At 70.6% G+C, this 15,367-nt stretch carries 14 protein-coding genes; 6 read left to right on the top strand and 8 right to left on the bottom strand.

Annotated elements, in window-relative coordinates; translation table 11 throughout:
- Positions 1 to 108 precede the first annotated feature (108 nt).
- Positions 109 to 1,005: a hypothetical protein gene (locus FHR32_RS22360; RefSeq protein ID WP_184756079.1), complete on the top strand. Its 897-nt coding sequence runs from the start codon at positions 109 to 111 to the stop codon at positions 1,003 to 1,005.
- An 84-nt stretch (positions 1,006 to 1,089) separates the two neighbouring features.
- Here the strand turns inward: FHR32_RS22360 and FHR32_RS22355 are convergent, their stop codons facing one another.
- The 5 genes from FHR32_RS22355 to FHR32_RS22335 all read right to left on the bottom strand — a co-directional run bounded on the left by FHR32_RS22355 (position 1,090) and on the right by FHR32_RS22335 (position 6,643).
- Entirely contained in the window at positions 1,090 to 2,502 is a 1,413-nt protein-coding gene (locus tag FHR32_RS22355; RefSeq protein ID WP_184756648.1) for an NAD-dependent malic enzyme, read from the bottom strand.
- An 82-nt stretch (positions 2,503 to 2,584) separates the two neighbouring features.
- Positions 2,585 to 3,214, bottom strand: coding sequence for a cytidylate kinase-like family protein (locus FHR32_RS22350; protein WP_184756078.1), 630 nt, complete (start codon positions 3,212 to 3,214; stop codon positions 2,585 to 2,587).
- Positions 3,215 to 3,243: 29 nt separating this feature from the next.
- Positions 3,244 to 4,185 (bottom strand): tetratricopeptide repeat protein, encoded by a 942-nt coding sequence (locus FHR32_RS22345; RefSeq protein ID WP_184756077.1) that lies wholly within the window; start codon positions 4,183 to 4,185, stop codon positions 3,244 to 3,246.
- A gap of 127 nt (positions 4,186 to 4,312) precedes the next feature.
- On the bottom strand, positions 4,313 to 5,980 hold the full coding sequence (icmA, locus tag FHR32_RS22340) for a coenzyme B12-dependent isobutyryl-CoA mutase large subunit (RefSeq protein ID WP_184756076.1): 1,668 nt from the start codon (positions 5,978 to 5,980) through the stop codon (positions 4,313 to 4,315).
- 129 nt (positions 5,981 to 6,109) lie between these two features.
- Positions 6,110 to 6,643 carry a MarR family winged helix-turn-helix transcriptional regulator gene (locus FHR32_RS22335; RefSeq protein WP_184756075.1) on the bottom strand — a complete coding sequence of 178 codons (534 nt, stop codon included), beginning with the start codon at positions 6,641 to 6,643 and terminating at the stop codon, positions 6,110 to 6,112.
- A gap of 284 nt (positions 6,644 to 6,927) precedes the next feature.
- Here FHR32_RS22335 and FHR32_RS22330 point away from each other — a divergent pair, with 284 nt between their 5' ends.
- Entirely contained in the window at positions 6,928 to 8,349 is a 1,422-nt protein-coding gene (locus tag FHR32_RS22330; RefSeq protein WP_312882590.1) for a hypothetical protein, read from the top strand.
- A gap of 55 nt (positions 8,350 to 8,404) precedes the next feature.
- A complete protein-coding gene (locus tag FHR32_RS22325; RefSeq protein WP_184756074.1) occupies positions 8,405 to 9,079 on the top strand; it encodes a DUF4230 domain-containing protein in 675 nt (224 codons plus the stop codon).
- Here FHR32_RS22325 and meaB read toward each other — a convergent pair whose 3' ends face one another.
- A complete protein-coding gene (gene meaB / locus FHR32_RS22320) occupies positions 9,080 to 10,018 on the bottom strand; it encodes a methylmalonyl Co-A mutase-associated GTPase MeaB (RefSeq protein ID WP_184756646.1) in 939 nt (312 codons plus the stop codon).
- A gap of 80 nt (positions 10,019 to 10,098) precedes the next feature.
- The gene (locus FHR32_RS22315; RefSeq protein WP_184756073.1) at positions 10,099 to 11,286 is read right to left on the bottom strand and encodes an acetyl-CoA C-acetyltransferase; all 1,188 of its coding nucleotides are present in this window, start codon (positions 11,284 to 11,286) and stop codon (positions 10,099 to 10,101) included.
- 84 nt (positions 11,287 to 11,370) lie between these two features.
- Here FHR32_RS22315 and mce point away from each other — a divergent pair, with 84 nt between their 5' ends.
- The 3 genes from mce to FHR32_RS22300 all read left to right on the top strand — a co-directional run bounded on the left by mce (position 11,371) and on the right by FHR32_RS22300 (position 14,579).
- The gene (gene mce, locus FHR32_RS22310; protein ID WP_184756072.1) at positions 11,371 to 11,793 is read left to right on the top strand and encodes a methylmalonyl-CoA epimerase; all 423 of its coding nucleotides are present in this window, start codon (positions 11,371 to 11,373) and stop codon (positions 11,791 to 11,793) included.
- A 197-nt stretch (positions 11,794 to 11,990) separates the two neighbouring features.
- Positions 11,991 to 13,286 carry a DivIVA domain-containing protein gene (locus FHR32_RS22305; RefSeq protein WP_184756071.1) on the top strand — a complete coding sequence of 432 codons (1,296 nt, stop codon included), beginning with the start codon at positions 11,991 to 11,993 and terminating at the stop codon, positions 13,284 to 13,286.
- A 141-nt stretch (positions 13,287 to 13,427) separates the two neighbouring features.
- The gene (locus FHR32_RS22300; RefSeq protein WP_312882589.1) at positions 13,428 to 14,579 is read left to right on the top strand and encodes an AI-2E family transporter; all 1,152 of its coding nucleotides are present in this window, start codon (positions 13,428 to 13,430) and stop codon (positions 14,577 to 14,579) included.
- Here FHR32_RS22300 and FHR32_RS22295 read toward each other — a convergent pair.
- Positions 14,539 to 15,330 (bottom strand): alpha/beta fold hydrolase, encoded by a 792-nt coding sequence (locus FHR32_RS22295; RefSeq protein ID WP_184756070.1) that lies wholly within the window; start codon positions 15,328 to 15,330, stop codon positions 14,539 to 14,541. The two genes, FHR32_RS22300 and FHR32_RS22295, sit on opposite strands and share 41 nt — an antisense overlap.
- Positions 15,331 to 15,367 lie beyond the last annotated feature (37 nt).

Raw genomic sequence — 15,367 nt, 5'->3', positions numbered from 1 at the left:
CGTGTTGCGTCTCCCCCGCGCGGGGGAGGCGTTTCCCGCCCCGGGGTGAGGCACGCGGCGGCGCGACACCGGCAGGGTTGGACCGTGACGCAGACGACACCGCGATGGATGACGTGGACACCGTGGGCCGCCCTGGCGGGAGCCCTCGGGTACGGCACGCTGAAGGTCTACTGGGCGGTGGGACACGCGCCTGCCTGGGTGTTCGGCAGCGACCTGACCCTGCCCGGCGGGCTCGTCTCCGCCCTGTGCGGTGCGGGTGCGGCGGTCGTGATCGGACTGCGTCTGAGCGGAGGCCGGTTGCCGCTGGTGGTGGCGGCCTGGGCGCTGAGCGTGGCGCTGATGTCCGCCTCGGCGATGATCCTGCTCGACGTGGTGGGCGGCATCCTGCCCGGTCTCGGCATCCCCCGCGACGGGATCGGCTTTCTGAGCCGCCTGGCCTGTGCGGGCGTGGCCGTACTCGTCGGCGCCACGGCCCTGTCCTACCAGCGCCGTACACGCGGCGACTGCCTGCGCTGCAGCAGGACGGACCGGCGCCCACCGGCGAGCACGCCGGTCTGGGCGTACGCCGCGGGATACGCCGCGGTGGCGGGCTGCCTGCTCCGCCTCCTGGCCCAGTTCACCATGGGAGTGGACATCCCCTATCGGGGAGGCGCGGATCTGATGATCTTCGAGACCGGGTTCGTGCTGGCGGGAGTGCTGCTGCCGCTCGCCCTCGTGCACTCCTGGGGCCGGGTGTGGCCGCGCTGGGTGCTGCCGCTGGCCGGTCGCAAGGTGCCCAGGTGGCTGGTCGCGGGCCCGGGTTTCGGCATCGCCGGGGCGCTGATCGCCTACTTCGGCGTGGGCCTCACGCAGATCGTCGCCGAGACCATCGACGGAACGCTGGAGGAGGCCGCCTTCATGTGGGTGGCCGTGCCCGCGTACACCGTGTGGGGGATCGGCCTGGCGGTCGCCTCGGTCTCCTACCACCGGATCACCCGCCCACCGTGCACGGGCTGCGGCCGTTAGCCCGGCGGCGACATGTGAGGGCCCGGGCGCGGCATCGCCGCGCCCGGGCCCTCACCCTGCCGGAGCCTCCGGCCGGCCCTGCCGTCAGGCCTCGGTCATACCGCTGCGGACCCGGCCGCCGGCCGACTCGCGCACGGCCGCCGCGACGGCGCCCGCGACGTCGGCGTGGAAGACGCTCGGGATGATGTAGTTGGGGCCGAGCTCCTCGTCGGTGACCACGGCGGCCAGTGCTCTGGCCGCCGCCAGCAGCATCTCCTGGCTGACCACGTTGGCCTGGGCGTCGAGCAGGCCGCGGAAGACGCCGGGGAAGGCGAGCACGTTGTTGATCTGGTTCGGGTAGTCCGAACGGCCGGTGGCGACCACGGCGGCGTGCTCACGGGCGTCGTCCGGGGAGACCTCGGGCTCGGGGTTGGCCAGCGCGAAGACCACCGCCTTGTCGGCCATCGTGGCGATGTCGTCACCGTTGAGGATGCCCGGGGCGGAGACACCGATGAACACGTCGGCGTCCTTGACCGCACCGCGCAGGTCGCCTGCGTAGCCGTCGGCGTTGGTGTGGTCGGCGATCCACCGGAGCGAGTCGTCCAGGTCCTCACGCCCACCGTGCACCGCGCCCAGGTAGTCGCAGACGATGACGTTGCGCGCACCGGCCGCGAGCAGCAGGCGCAGCACCGCCGTGCCGGCGGCACCCGCGCCCGCGAGGGTGATGCGGACCTCGCCCAGCTCCTTGCCGACCACACGCAGCGCGTTGGTGAGCGCGGCGAGCACGCAGATCGCGGTGCCGTGCTGGTCGTCGTGGAAGACCGGGATGTCCAGCAGCTCGCGCAGCCGTCGCTCCACCTCGAAGCAGCGCGGCGCCGAGATGTCCTCAAGGTTGATGCCGCCGAAACCGGGGGCGATGATCTGGACGGTGCGGACGATCTCGTCGACGTCCTGGGTGTCCAGGCAGATCGGCCAGGCGTCGATGTCGGCGAACCGCTTGAACAGCGCGGCCTTGCCCTCCATCACGGGTAGCGCGGCGGCCGGTCCGATGTTGCCCAGGCCCAGCACGGCCGAACCGTCGGTGACCACGGCGACGCTGTTGCGCTTGATGGTCAGGCGCCGGGCGTCCTCGGGGTTGCGGGCGATGGCCATGGAGACCCGGGCGACGCCGGGCGTGTAGGCCATGGAGAGCTCGTCACGGTTGCGTAGCGGGACCTTCGACCGCATCTCGATCTTCCCGCCGAGATGCATGAGGAAGGTGCGGTCGGAGACCTTGTGGATGACGACGCCCTCGACGGCGTCGAGCTTGTCGACGATCGCCTGGGCGTGGTCGGTGTCACGCGCGGCGCAGGTCACGTCGATGCGCAGGGTCTCGTGTCCGGCGGTGGTCACGTCGAGCGCGGTGACCACGCCCCCCGCTGATTCGACGGCGTGGGTGAGCTGGCTGACGGCCTTGCCACCCGCCGGCACCTCCAGGCGCACGGTGATGGAGTACGACACACTCGGCACGGTGGCCACAGTCAATCCGCTCCTTTGCGACTGACTTGGTTGGGATGCCTCCATGGTGCCACCATCAGACAGGTGTCCGTACCGCGCTCGTTCAGCTCAACGCTGTCGATGCGGTCACAATCAGCTCCACACACGTGTCGATCGGGATGCTCGTACTGTCGATTACCAGATGGTAAAGAAGTGGAGAGGCCGGGTCGGCGCGGTAGAAATGACGGACGTAGGCGGCCCGTGCCCGGTCGTTGTCCTCCACGAGCCTGCGCGCCTGACGCTCGGTCACCCCGGTCAGGGTCGCCGTCTGGATCATCCGGCGTTTCGGGGACCCGTCCAGCCGCACGTGCAGCGCGCCGGGATGGTCGGCCAGGACCAGCGCCCCCGCCCTGCCGAGGATCACCCCGCCCTGGCCCCGTGCGGTCTGCCTGATCACTCTTTCGGTGTGGGTGACGAAGTCCTCGGCGGGTAACGGCATGTTTCCCGGCAGATACATGTCCATCCCGCCGAAAGTGACCGTGGGGAGCCGCATGGCCTCCGCCAGGAACCGGCCGAGCCCGCGCTGGGCCCGGTCGTCGTGGGCGAGGGCCTCCTCCAGGGTGCAGCCGAGCTCGTCGGCCACCGCGCAGGGGATCGCCCGGTCCATGAAGGGCACGCCCAGGCACCCGGCCACCGCCGGCCCGATCACGCTGCCGGCGGTGCCGTACGTCGCGGAGATGGTGACAACCCGCATACCTCTTTTATGCCCTTAAAGCAGGGCAATTAGAACAGTGCGTTGGCCAGGTTCCTGCGGGCGCGCACGATGGAGGGGTCGTCGGCGGGAAGGGTGTCGAACAGGCCGAGCAGGTGCATCCTGGCCCGGTCACGATCGTCGCCCGAGGTCCGGCGGACCACCCCGATGATCCGGTCGAAGGCACTGTCCACATCGCCGGCGAGCATCTCGAAGTCGGCTGCCAGCAGCTGGGCGTCGATGTCGGCGGGGTCGGCCAGGCGGCCCTCGACCTCGGCGGGGTCGACGTCCTGGGTCCGCCGGATCAGGCCGAGCCCGGCCAGGCCCAGCTTCGCGTCCTCGTTGTTCGGAGAGCGCGCCAGCAGCCGCTCGTAGGCGGCCACGGCGCCGTCGAGGTCACCGGCGTCGATGGCCTGCTCGGCGGCGAGCACGTCCGGATCGACCGGCGCCTCCTGCGGCTCTCCCTCGGTCACGGCGTCCCCGGCGTCCCCGGCGTCCGGCGGGAGGTACTGCGCCAACGCCTCCATGAGCTGCGACAGCCAGTCGCGCAGCTGCGGCTCGGTGGCGATCCCGGGGACGACCGCCACCGGCTGTCCCTGGAAGATGGCGTACAGGGCTGGCACGTTCTGCACCCGGAGCGCCTGCGCGATCTGCGGGCTGGCCTCGACGTCCACCCGGGCCAGAACCCACCTGCCGACGTTCTCGGCGGAGAGTTTCTCCAGCAGCAGGCTGTACTCCTTGGCCTGCTCGGCGCGGGTCACCGTGAGTTCCAGCAGCACGAGGCTGTTCATGGATCGTTCGACGACTTCCGTCGCGAAATTGGCGTCATCGACATAGACGACCTGCACCGGGGTGCCGCCGCTCTCGTGTGCCGCGGTCTCCCGCCGCGCCTGCGCCTCCAGCGCCTGCTTGCGCGCGCCGAGGTCCACGGCACCATAGAGCGATCCGGGTCGATTGAAGTCCGCTGGGCTCATACCCCCAATCCTGCCGTATCCCGATTGCTGCGCCGACTCGCCACCGCCAGATCGTGTCCCACCGCCCCCAAGGGATGATCGGTCTCCGACACGTCCCATGCCCGCCGGCTGACGGGAAGGAGTCCGGCTAGAAGCGGGCGGGCTCGGTGTAGACGCCCCATTCGTCGCGGAGCGCGTCGCAGATCTCGCCCAGCGTCGCCTCGGCGCGCGCCGCGTCGAGCATGGGCGGGATCAGGTTGCCCTCGCCCCTGGCGATCTGCCTCATCGCGGCCAGTGCGGCGTCCACGGCCCCCTGGTCGCGATCGGCCCGGCGGGCGGCGAGGACGCGGTTCTGCTCGCGCTCGACCTCGTGACTGACGCGCAGGATCTCCAGCGGCTCGTCGATGGAGGCCGTGTGGCAGTTGACCCCGACGATCCGCTTGTCCCCCTTCTCCAGCTTGCGCTGGTAGTCGAAGGCGGCCTCGGCGATCTCGGACATGAACCAGCCGTCCTCGATGCCGCGCAGGATCCCCGAGGTCATCGACCCGTCATGGCCCATGTCCCGGATCTTCGCGAAGATCGCCTCCGCCTCCGCCTCGAGCCGGTCGGTCAGCGCCTCGACGTACCAGGATCCGCCGAGCGGGTCGGCCACGTTGACCACCTCGGTCTCCTCCATGATCACCTGCTGGGTGCGCAGCGCGATCTCGGCGGCCTTCTCCGAGGGCAGGGCCAGGACCTCGTCCAGGGCGTTGGTGTGCAGTGAGTTGGTGCCGCCCAGCACGGCCGCGAGCGCCTCGACCGCGGTGCGCACCACGTTGTTGTACGGCTGCTGCGCGGTCAGCGAGACGCCCGCCGTCTGGGTGTGGAAACGCAGCCACTGGGCCTTGTCGGTTCTGGCCCCGTAGACGTCGCGCAGCCATCGCGCCCAGATCCGGCGTGCGGCCCGGAACTTGGCGATCTCCTCGAAGAAGTCGATGTGGGCGTCGAAGAAGAACGACAGGCCGGGGGCGAAGACGTCGATGTCCAGCCCACGCGACAGGCCGAGCTCCACGTAGCCGAACCCGTCGGCCAGGGTGAAGGCCAGCTCCTGGGCGGCCGTGGAGCCGGCTTCGCGGATGTGGTAGCCGGAGACGCTGAGCGGCTTGTAGGCCGGGACGTCGGCGGCGCAGAACTCCATCAGGTCACCGATCAGCCGCAGGTGCGGCTCGGGGGCGAACAGCCACTCCTTCTGCGCGATGTACTCCTTGAAGATGTCGGTCTGGAGCGTCCCGTTGAGCTTGCCGACCGGCACCCCCTGGCGCTCGGCGGCGACGACGTACATGCAGAAGATCGGGACGGCCGGGCCGCTGATCGTCATCGAGGTGGTGATGTCGCCGAGCGGGATGCCGTCGAAGAGCAGGTCCATGTCCAGCGCGGAGTCGATCGCCACGCCGCAGTGGCCCACCTCGCCGAGCGAGCGCGGGTCGTCGGAGTCGCGGCCCATCAGCGTGGGCATGTCGAAAGCCACGCTCAGCCCGCCGCCGCCCGCGCCGAGGATCATCTTGTAGCGCTCGTTGGTCTGCCGGGCGTTGCCGAAACCGGCGAACTGCCGGATGGTCCACGCCTTGCCCCGGTAGCCGGTGGGGTGCAGGCCCCGGGTGAAGGGATACTCCCCCGGCCAGCCGATGCCCTCCATACGCGGGTCGTCCCCGCTCGGCCCGTAGACCGGCTCCACGTCGAGGCCGGAGAGCGTCCGGAACTCGGACTCCCTCTTGGCCGCTCCGTCGAACCGCGCCTGCCAGCGCGCTCGCCCCGCCTCGATCTCCTCGGCGTTCATAGCCAACTCCCTTGTACGGCATGCGGCTTTCAACATGGCTTGTGGCCTCAGGAAAATACTAGGACGTCCTAGTAATTTTTGGCCAGCGCCATCCCGGACCGTTCTGGCCGGATCGAGGGAGCCCCGGGATCAGCCCTCGAAGTCCCCCGCCGCCACACGCAGGGTGCGGAGCAGGCCGAACATCTGCTCCCGCTCGGCCTCGCCGTACATGGTCATGGCGAAATCGGCGCCCATCAGGTCGGCGGTCGCGCGGTCCACGACCCCGCGGCCCTCCTCGGTGATCTCCGCCAGCACCCCGCGCCCGTCCCGGGGGTTGCGCATGCGGCGGACCAGCCCGGCCCGCTCCAGCCGGTCGACGGTGTTCGTCACGCTCGTGGGGTGCACCATCAGGCGCTCCCCGATCCTGGACAGCGGCAATGCCCCCGACTTGCTGAAGGTCAGCAAAACCAGCGCCTCGTACCGGGCAAAGGTCAAGTCATGTGGTTTAAGTAGCGTGTCCAGTTGCGAGAGCAGGATCTGGTGCGCTCTCATGATCGACGTGACGGCGGCCATGGCCGAGGACGGCCCGAAGTGAACGCGCCACGTCTCCGCGGCGCGCTCGATGGGGTCGAACGGCAAATTCAGCTGACCTGTAGCCACAGGGCTACGGTAGCGCGGCCTCATCCCGGTTCGCCCATATACGTAGAGTCACCGGACTGACGGTTTCACCAAGAACCCGGGCACCAAACATCACGCTCAGTTATGGTTCCCACATCGAATGGTGAGGGCGTTGCCAAATGGCCACGCGGACTCAGTCCGGCCTGCGGGGGATGCAGGCCGGATCGGTCGCCGAGGGGACCGGCTACCGCATTCACGGCACGGGGGGTGCTTGATGACCGACAACTCAATGGCGTTCAGACGCCGCACGGACTGCTGTCCGGCCGACACGGCGTGGATCCGTTCCACGCGTGCCGGTGCGTGAGCGCAGGGGCGTTTCGCGCGAGGAGCTCCAGCAGAGCGCGTTGGTGGCGGTCGCCATCCTGCTCGTGCTCGGAGTGTTCGCCGCGTGGAGCGTCCTGATTCCCGGGGTCAGCGCGTGGGAGAACGTCATCGTCGCGGTGATCGGCTCGCTGCGGCTCACCGGCCCGGTGGCCGCGGCGTTCGCGGCCTGGGTGGCGGTGCGCAGGCGACGCGGGACCGGCGGGCAGTCACTGACCACCTGGCAGGCGGTACGGGCGCCCCTGGCCATCCTGGTGGTGGTCGGGGGCTCGTTCGTCGCGACGCTGCTGGTCCTGGCGATCAGGACCATGCTCACCGAGCAGGCCGGCCGGCTGCTGCCCAGCGGGCTGGTGATGGGCATGGCCGGTCTGGCGCTGTACGTCGCCATCGGCTGGGTGACCGGCTGGTTGCTGCCCTGGACGATCACGCCGATGCTCGCCGGCCTCGGCTGCTACGGCCTGTTCACCTGGCTGGTCCAGGGGACGACCTGGGCCGACCGGCTGGCCCCCGCCACGCGGGAGCCGTACGACCCGTTCCGGGGGCTCAGCGCCACGGCCCTGACCGACCAGACGCTGTGGCTGCTGGGCCTCAGCGCCGCACTGCTGCTCGGCTGGGCCGCGATGGTGACGCGGCAGGCACTCGTGCTCGCCGCCGCGCTGCTCGCCGTACTGGCCGCCGGGACCGGGGTGGCCCGGCTGCTCGGCGAGCCGCAGACGATCTCCGCCCAGCGGGTGGTCTACAGCTGCCAGGAGTGGCCGATCATGGTCTGCGTGCACCCGGGGATGCGCCCCGGGCTGCCCGAGCTCGGCTCCGCGTTCGTCAAGATCGCTTCGCGGCTGGCCGGGACGCCCGGCGAGTTCTCCCGCCTGGAACAGCACCCCCGGAGCGGGGAGGTCAGCCTTCCCGCCGGCGCGGCCCTGATCCACGTGGACGACCTGGCCGCCGGCTTCGCCGACGAGGCGGCCGACGAGTTCGTCGAGAGCCTGGCCCAGCGGTGCGACGGCACCCCGGCGGGCGGATACCGGGACATCGTGGTCGCATGGCTACTCGGCAAGCCGCTGCCCGGCGGCCCGCTCCCCGAGCACCAGTACGCCGCCGCGTGGTTCTCCGGCCTCACCGACGCCCAGCGGCGGGACTGGCTCCGGCTGTACTACTCCGATTTCGCCACCTGCCGGCTACAGAGCAGTCACTTCGGCGGTCAGGTGGAACAGCCCGGACAGACAGTGCAACACGGACAGAAGCAGCCGGCCGGTCAGAACACGCTGTATCCGCAGGTCTACCCCTCCTACCAGGCACCCGCCCCCGCGCCCTCCGTCACCTCGGTCCCGCCGTCCGCCCCCGGGGACGTCCCCGCCGGGGAACCGGGCACGCACGCACAGCGCCGGGACTGACAAGATCGGCATAGGCTCGGCGTGAGAAAGCGGCCGCCAAGGGAAGGAGACCGCTGTGAAAGCCCCCCAAGAAGCACCGCCCGAGGCCCCCTCGGCGCCTCGCCGGCGCCGCTGGCGCTTCCTCGCCGGGCTGCTCGTCGTCGTGATCCTTCTCATCGTGGGCGTCCGCCTGACCTGGTCGTGGCTGGACCCGTTCGGCGAGACCACGGTCGACCGCAGCCAGCCCGTGCTGCTGCAGTCCATCCACAACCTCAGCCGTTTCGAGGCGGCCACCGGCAACTTCCAGGTCGTCGTGGACCTGGAGAAGGACGCCGCCTTCCTGCCCGACGCGGTCAAGGGCAGCCGGACGCTGTTCGTCGGCGCGGGCGGCGTCGACGCCTACGTCGACTTCGGCGGCCTCGCCACCGGCGCGCTGGCCATCTCGCCGGACCGCAAGGAGGTCACGGTGAAGCTGCCGCGCGCCCAGCTCGAAAAGCCCAACCTCGACAACAAGCGCTCCTACGTCTACGCCCAGCAGCGCGGGTTGTTCGACCGGGTCGAGGACTTCCTGTCCTCCTCCCCCGCCGACCAGCAGGAGCTCTACGTGCTGGCCGAGAAGAAGATCGCCGAGGCCGCGCAGGCCAGTGACCTGCGCAACCGGGCCGACCAGAACACCAAGGCCATGCTGCAGGGCATGCTGGGCACCCTGGGTTTCGAGAAGGTCACCGTCACCTTCGCCGACGGGCCCTGATCACCCGATGGCCGCCAGAAGCTCGTCGGCGGCCCGGTAGGGGTCGAGGTCGGCGTCCAGGACGCGGGTGGCGAGAGCGTCGAGGCGCTGGTCGCCGTGGAGGTCGGCGAAGCGCGAGCGCAGGGCCGCCAGGGCGATGGCCTCGATCTCGTCGCGGGCCCTGACGTGACGCCGGCGGTCGAGCTCGCCGGACTTCTCCAGGTAGGCCAGGTGGGCGTCGAGGGCGTCGGCCACGTCCTCGGCCCCCTCCCCCCGGTAGGCGACGGTCGGCACGATCGGCGGCTTCCAGGCCCGCTCGACCAGGGCGACCATGTTGCGGAGCTCACGGACGGTCGCCTGGGCGCCGTCGCGGTCGGCCTTGTTCACCACGAACACGTCGGCGATCTCAAGGATGCCCGCCTTCGCCGCCTGGATGCCGTCACCCATGCCCGGGGCGAGCAGCACGACGGTGGTGTCGGCCAGCGAGGCGATGTCCACCTCCGCCTGGCCGACCCCGACGGTCTCGATGAGGATGACCTCGCACCCGGCCGCGTCCAGGACGCGCAGTGCCTGGGGCGTGGCCCAGGACAGGCCGCCCAGGTGACCGCGGCTGGCCATCGACCGGATGAACACCTCCGGGTCGGTGGCGTGGTCCTGCATGCGCACCCGGTCTCCGAGCAGCGCCCCGCCGGTGAACGGCGAGGACGGGTCCACCGCGAGCACGCCGACCTTCTTGCCCCGCCGGCGGAACGCACCGACCAGCATCCCGGTGGAGGTGGACTTGCCCACTCCGGGGGAGCCGGTCAGCCCGATGACGCGGGCCCGGTACGGCCGGTCCGCGCAGAGCCGTGCCGTGATCTCCCTGAGCAGGGGGGAGCCGTTCTCCACCATGGAGATCAGCCTGGCCACGGCACGGGGCTGCCCGCCTCGCGCCCGCGCCACCAGGTCGGAGACCTCCACGGCCACGGACCGGCCGCCCGGCGCGGGATCCTCGACGGGAGGCCGCCCTTGCCGGTCGGCGACGCCGGAGTCTCCCACGGTCAGGCCGAGGGGACGCGGATGATCAGAGCGTCGCCCTGGCCGCCGCCGCCGCACAGACCCGCGGCGCCGAGCCCGCCGCCCCGGCGCCTGAGCTCGTGGGCGAGGGCGAGCACGATGCGGGCGCCTGAGGCGCCGATCGGATGGCCGACGGCGATGCCGCCGCCGTTGACGTTGACCTTGTCGAGCGGAACGCCGAGCTCCTTGGCCGACTGGAGGACGACCTGGGCGAAGGCCTCGTTGATCTCCAGCAGGTCGAGGTCGTCGACCTGGAGCCCCTGCTTGCCGAGGGCGTGCTTGATGGCGTTGGCGGGCTGGGACTGGAGCGAGTTGTCGGGCCCGGCCACGTTGCCGTGCGCCCCGATCTCGGCCAGCCATTCAAGGCCCAGCTCCTCGGCCTTCGCCTTGGACATCACGACCACCGCGCAGGCGCCGTCGGAGATCTGCGAGGCGGAGCCGGCGGTGATGGTGCCGTCCTTGCTGAAAGCCGGCCGCAGCCGTCCCAGGGTCTCGACGGTGGTGTCCGCGCGCACGCCCTCGTCCGCGGAGAAGACCACCGGATCCCCCTTGCGCTGCGGGATCGGCACCGGAACGATCTCGTCGTCGAACACGCCGTTCTTGATCGCGGCGGCGGCGAGCTCGTGGGAGCGGGCGGAGAAGACGTCCTGCTCCTCGCGGGTCAGACCGAGGCGCGCGTTGTGCCGCTCGGTGGACTCGCCCATGGACACCTGATCGTAGACATCGGTCAGGCCGTCGAAGGCCATCGAGTCCACGACGTCGGCGCCGCCGTACTTCACCCCCCTGCGCAGGCCGGGCAGCAGGTGCGGGGCGTTCGACATGGACTCCATGCCACCCGCGACCACGATGTCGAACTCGCCCGCCCTGATGAGCTGGTCGGCCAGGGCGATGGCGTCCAGCCCGGACAGGCAGACCTTGTTGATCGTCAATGACGGCACGGTCATCGGGACGCCGGCCTTGACGGCGGCCTGGCGGGAGGGGATCTGACCCGCTCCGGCCTGGAGCACCTGGCCCATGATCACGTACTGCACGGCCTCGGGGGCGACGCCGGAGCGCTCCAGCGCGGCCTTGATGGCGATGCCACCGAGCTCGACGGCCGACAGGCCGGACAGCGAACCGAGCAGGCGGCCGATGGGGGTGCGAGCTCCGGCGACAATGACGGAACCAGACATAGAGAGAGCCTCCCTGGCGGGACTTGGGATGACTTTGCCACCATACCTATGACTACCTCAGCGACCGCTATGGAGGCCGACGCCATGTTCACCCGTATCGACCATGTGGGAATCGCCTGCCACAACCTTGAAGAGAAGATCGCGCTCTTCGAGCAGACCTTCGAGCTCACGGTGGTGGCGCGCGAGATCAACGAGGCGCAGGGCGTCAAGGAGGCCATGCTGCACATCGCCGACGGCGACGGCGGCGGCTCCTACATCCAGCTCCTCGAACCGCTCGGCCCCGACACGCCGGTGGGAAAGTTTCTCGCCAAGCGCGGGGAGGGGGTTCACCATGTCGCGTTCGGCGTGACCGACGTCACCGAGGCGATGCGGGAGATTGAGGGCAAGGGCGTCAGGCTGCTGGACGAGAAGCCCCGGCACGGCTCGATGGGCTCCTCGATCGCCTTCCTGCACCCCAAGGATGTGGGGGGGATGCTGACCGAACTCGTGCAGGCTCAGACGCACTGATCACATCAGCCGCCAAATGCAAGAAAGGTTCATACGTAACAAGTCGCGCAGAAAGTCCGAGGGGACCTCCAACACGGCGACACCAGAGTACGCTGGCCTACCACCGGACGTGGATCCCGCCACGGCTCCCGCCTCGGATGTCCGAAATCCCCCGTCCGGCCCGTGTAGCCGTCTCGACAACCCAGGATCGAGCCTCCATGCAGTCCGACATCGACGCCCAGCTCAACAACTTCTTTGAAGACGCCCCCGCTCGGGAATTCGACGTGGTGCTCCGTGGCTATGACCGGCACCAGGTCCTTGACCATCTGAAGCAGGTCAACAACGAGCTCCACCAGGCCCGGGATCAGGTTCAGGGCCTGCAACGGGACCTGGCCGACTCCCAGCGCCAGTTGCAGGAGCAGGAGCGTCCGACCTACTCGGGTCTGGGCGCACGGATCGAGCAGCTGCTCCGCCTCGCCGAGGAGCAGGCCACCGAGCTGGTCCAGGCCGCGCGTTCCGAGGCGAACGAGATCAAGGCCGCGTCCAAGGTCGACGCCGCCGATCTGCGCGCCGCGGCCGAGAACGAGGCGGCCGAGAAGCGCGCCCTCGCCACCCGCGAGGCCGACGAGATGCGCACCAGCGCCGAGCGTGACGCCGAGGAGATCCGCTCGACCGCCCGCCGCGAGGCCGATGAGCTGACCGCCACCACCGAGCGCGAGGTGGCCAAGCTGCGCGCCACCGCCGACCACGAGGTGGCCGAGAAGCGCGCCGACGCCGAGCGCGAGATCGCCAAGCTGCGCACCACCACCGAGCGCGAGGTCGCCCAGCTGCGGGCCTCGACCAAGCGCGAGCGTGACGAGATCCTCACCACCGCCAAGCGCCAGGCCGACGAGATGCGCGCCCAGGCCCAGCGGGTCATGGAGGAGTCCGAGGCCAAGCGCGCCCAGGACGAGGCCGAGTTCGAGATCCAGCTCGCCGCCCGCCGTGAGGAGGCCGAGCGCCAGGAGGCCGAGCGCCACGCCACCGCGCAGGCCAACACGCAGAAGCTGGTCTCCGAGGCCGAGCAGCGCGCGGCCACGGCCGAGCAGCGCGCCACCAAGGCCACCCAGCAGGCCGAGCAGACCCGCCGCGAGGCCGACACGCACGCCAAGCAGCTGCTCGCCAACGCGCGCAAGAACGCCGACCAGCTCGTCGCCGAGGCGAAGGCGAGCGCCGAGTCGATCGTCTCCGACGCCAAGACCGAGTCCGAGCGGAGTCGCTCCATCGCCCAGCGCCAGGTCGACGAGCTGACCCGCCAGCGCGACAGCATCACCAGCCACCTCGCGCAGCTGCGCCAGCTGCTCGGCGGCGCGCCGCTCCCGGCCTCCGAGCCGGAGCCGGCCATCTCCGCCGCTCCGGTCAAGCCGGCCATTCCCGCCGCCACCAACGACAGCGAGAAGCCGGCCCCCGCGCCGGTGCCGGCCCCCGTCAAGGCCGAGACGAAGGACGACGACGCGGAGTGGTGGCAGGAGTAGGCACCGTTGCCTCGAGGCGTTGACAACGGCTACGGGAGAGCCTGGTGACCACGGAGGTCGCCAGGCTCTCTCTTGTCTTCCACCGTCCCGCCCCACGCACCCCGCAGCGCGGCTCCGCGCGCACCAGAGCTAGGATCAGCCGTGCCTGAAGCCCCACAGACCACCGACGCCCCCGCGACGTCCGCCCCGGCCCCTCGCCCCCCGTCGAACGTTCTCGCCGCCGAGGCGCCCAGAGAGCCCGCGGCGCCGTACGGCCGGCCGGGCAAGCCACTGGCCAAGAACCCCTTCCTGCTCGGCCTGACCGCAGGGATGGGCCTGCTGACGTCGTTGGCCCTGGCCCTGGCCCTGGTCACCTCGTACAGCGTGATCGTGCTGGTCGTGGTGGCGATGTTCCTCGCTCTGGGGCTCAACCCCGCCGTCGAGTCGTTGCAGAGGCGCCGGCTGGCCCGCCGCGGGGCGATCTCGATCGTCTTCGGTGGGGTGATCCTGTTCTTCGTCCTCTTCGGGCTGGCGATCGTCCCGCCGGTGACGCAGGAGGCGGCCTCGTTCGTCGGCGCGGTCCCCGGCTACATCCAGGAACTGCTCGCCAACCCCACCCTGAAGGAGCTGGACAGCGACTACCAGATCCTGACCAAGCTCGGCGACTACATCACCAGCGGCGGCCTCGCCCAGACCGTGGCGGGAGGCCTGGTCGGCGCGGGGGCGGTGGTGTTCAACGCGTTCTTCTCCGGCGTCACCCTGCTGGTCCTGACGCTGTACTTCCTCGGCTCGCTGCCCTCGATCAAGGACTACCTCTTCAAGCTCGTTCCCAACAGCCGCAGGGAGCGGACCCGGGCGCTCGGCGATGAGATCATCAGCGGCATCGGCGGCTACGTGGCCGGGAACCTGCTGATCTCGGTGATCGCCGGCATCGTCACCTGGGTGGTCCTCGGGGTCCTGGGCGTCGAGTACGCACTGGCGCTCGCCCTGGTGGTGGCGGTCACCGATCTGATCCCGCTGGTCGGCGCGACGATCGGCGCGGTGCTGGTGAGCGGGGTGGCCCTGCTCCAGTCGGGAACGCTCGGCATCGCCTGCGCGATCTTCTTCCTGGTCTACCAGCAGGTCGAGAACTACCTGATCTATCCGCGCGTGATGAAGCGCTCGGTGGACGTGGCCCCGGCGGTCACCGTGATCGCCGCGCTGTTCGGCGGCGCGCTGCTCGGCATCGTCGGAGCGCTGCTGGCCATCCCGGTGGCCGCCGCGATCGCGCTGATCATCCGCGAGGTGGTGATCCCCCGGCAAGCTCGGCTATGAAGCCGGCCACCGCGCGGTTGAACGCCTCGGGCTGTTCCACCGCGCTCAGGTGCCCCGCCTTCCCGATCACGGTCAGCCTGCCGTCCGGCACGGCTTCGACCATCGTCTCCGCGTCGGCGAGCGGGGTGAGCCCGTCCTCCTCCCCCACGATCACCAGGGCGGGCACCTTGAGCCCGCGCAGGGTGTCGAAGGAGTCGGGGCGGCCCGCCATGGCCCGCTGGGCCCAGGCCACGGCCTTGGGCGGGGCCGACTGGACCAGTCCGCGCACCCGGCCGAACACCATCGCCCTGCGCTGCACGGTGGTCGTTCCCACCAGCGTCGGAAGCACCTCCTCCACCAGGATCGACGTGCCCCCGTCGAGCACGGCGACGGCGATGCGCTCACGGCTCGCCCTGGCCGCCTCGGGGTCGGCGCTCGCCTTGGTGTCGGCGAGGATCACTCCCAGCACCCGGTCGGGGTGGCGGCGGCACAGGGCCATCGTCACGTAGCCGCCCATGGACAGGCCGCCGACGACGGCGCGGTCGACGCCCTCGTGATCGAGCAGGCGCACGACGTCGTCGGCCATCACGTCGAGGGAGGGCTCGTCCTCGGCGAGCACCGAGCCGCCGAAGCCACGCAGGTCGGGAGTGATGACCTTGCAGACGGCGCCCAGGCTCTCACGTTGGGCCAGCCACATGGCCGAGGACAGCGGGAACGCGTGGAGGAGGACGACGGGAAGCCCCTCGCCCGCCGATCGTGTGTACAGGTGCACGCAGTCCACCGTAATCGCGGACTCATGATCTGACACC

It is taken from the genome of Streptosporangium album, assembly GCF_014203795.1.
Classification (GTDB): domain Bacteria; phylum Actinomycetota; class Actinomycetes; order Streptosporangiales; family Streptosporangiaceae; genus Streptosporangium; species Streptosporangium album.
The sequence above is the reverse complement of the archived record's forward strand: the minus strand, read 5'-3'. Positions and strand labels throughout refer to the sequence as shown.

What these genes read in the sequence shown, in the direction of transcription:
- FHR32_RS22360 (WP_184756079.1), top strand. Translation starts at nt 109, where the DNA reads ATGACGTGGACACCGTGGGCCGCCCTGGCGGGAGCCCTCGGGTACGGC.
- FHR32_RS22350 (WP_184756078.1), bottom strand. Translation starts at nt 3,214, where the DNA reads ATGCGGGTTGTCACCATCTCCGCGACGTACGGCACCGCCGGCAGCGTG.
- FHR32_RS22345 (WP_184756077.1), bottom strand. Translation starts at nt 4,185, where the DNA reads ATGAGCCCAGCGGACTTCAATCGACCCGGATCGCTCTATGGTGCCGTG.
- icmA (WP_184756076.1), bottom strand. Translation starts at nt 5,980, where the DNA reads ATGAACGCCGAGGAGATCGAGGCGGGGCGAGCGCGCTGGCAGGCGCGG.
- FHR32_RS22335 (WP_184756075.1), bottom strand. Translation starts at nt 6,643, where the DNA reads ATGAGGCCGCGCTACCGTAGCCCTGTGGCTACAGGTCAGCTGAATTTG.
- FHR32_RS22315 (WP_184756073.1), bottom strand. Translation starts at nt 11,286, where the DNA reads ATGTCTGGTTCCGTCATTGTCGCCGGAGCTCGCACCCCCATCGGCCGC.
- mce (WP_184756072.1), top strand. Translation starts at nt 11,371, where the DNA reads ATGTTCACCCGTATCGACCATGTGGGAATCGCCTGCCACAACCTTGAA.
- FHR32_RS22305 (WP_184756071.1), top strand. Translation starts at nt 11,991, where the DNA reads ATGCAGTCCGACATCGACGCCCAGCTCAACAACTTCTTTGAAGACGCC.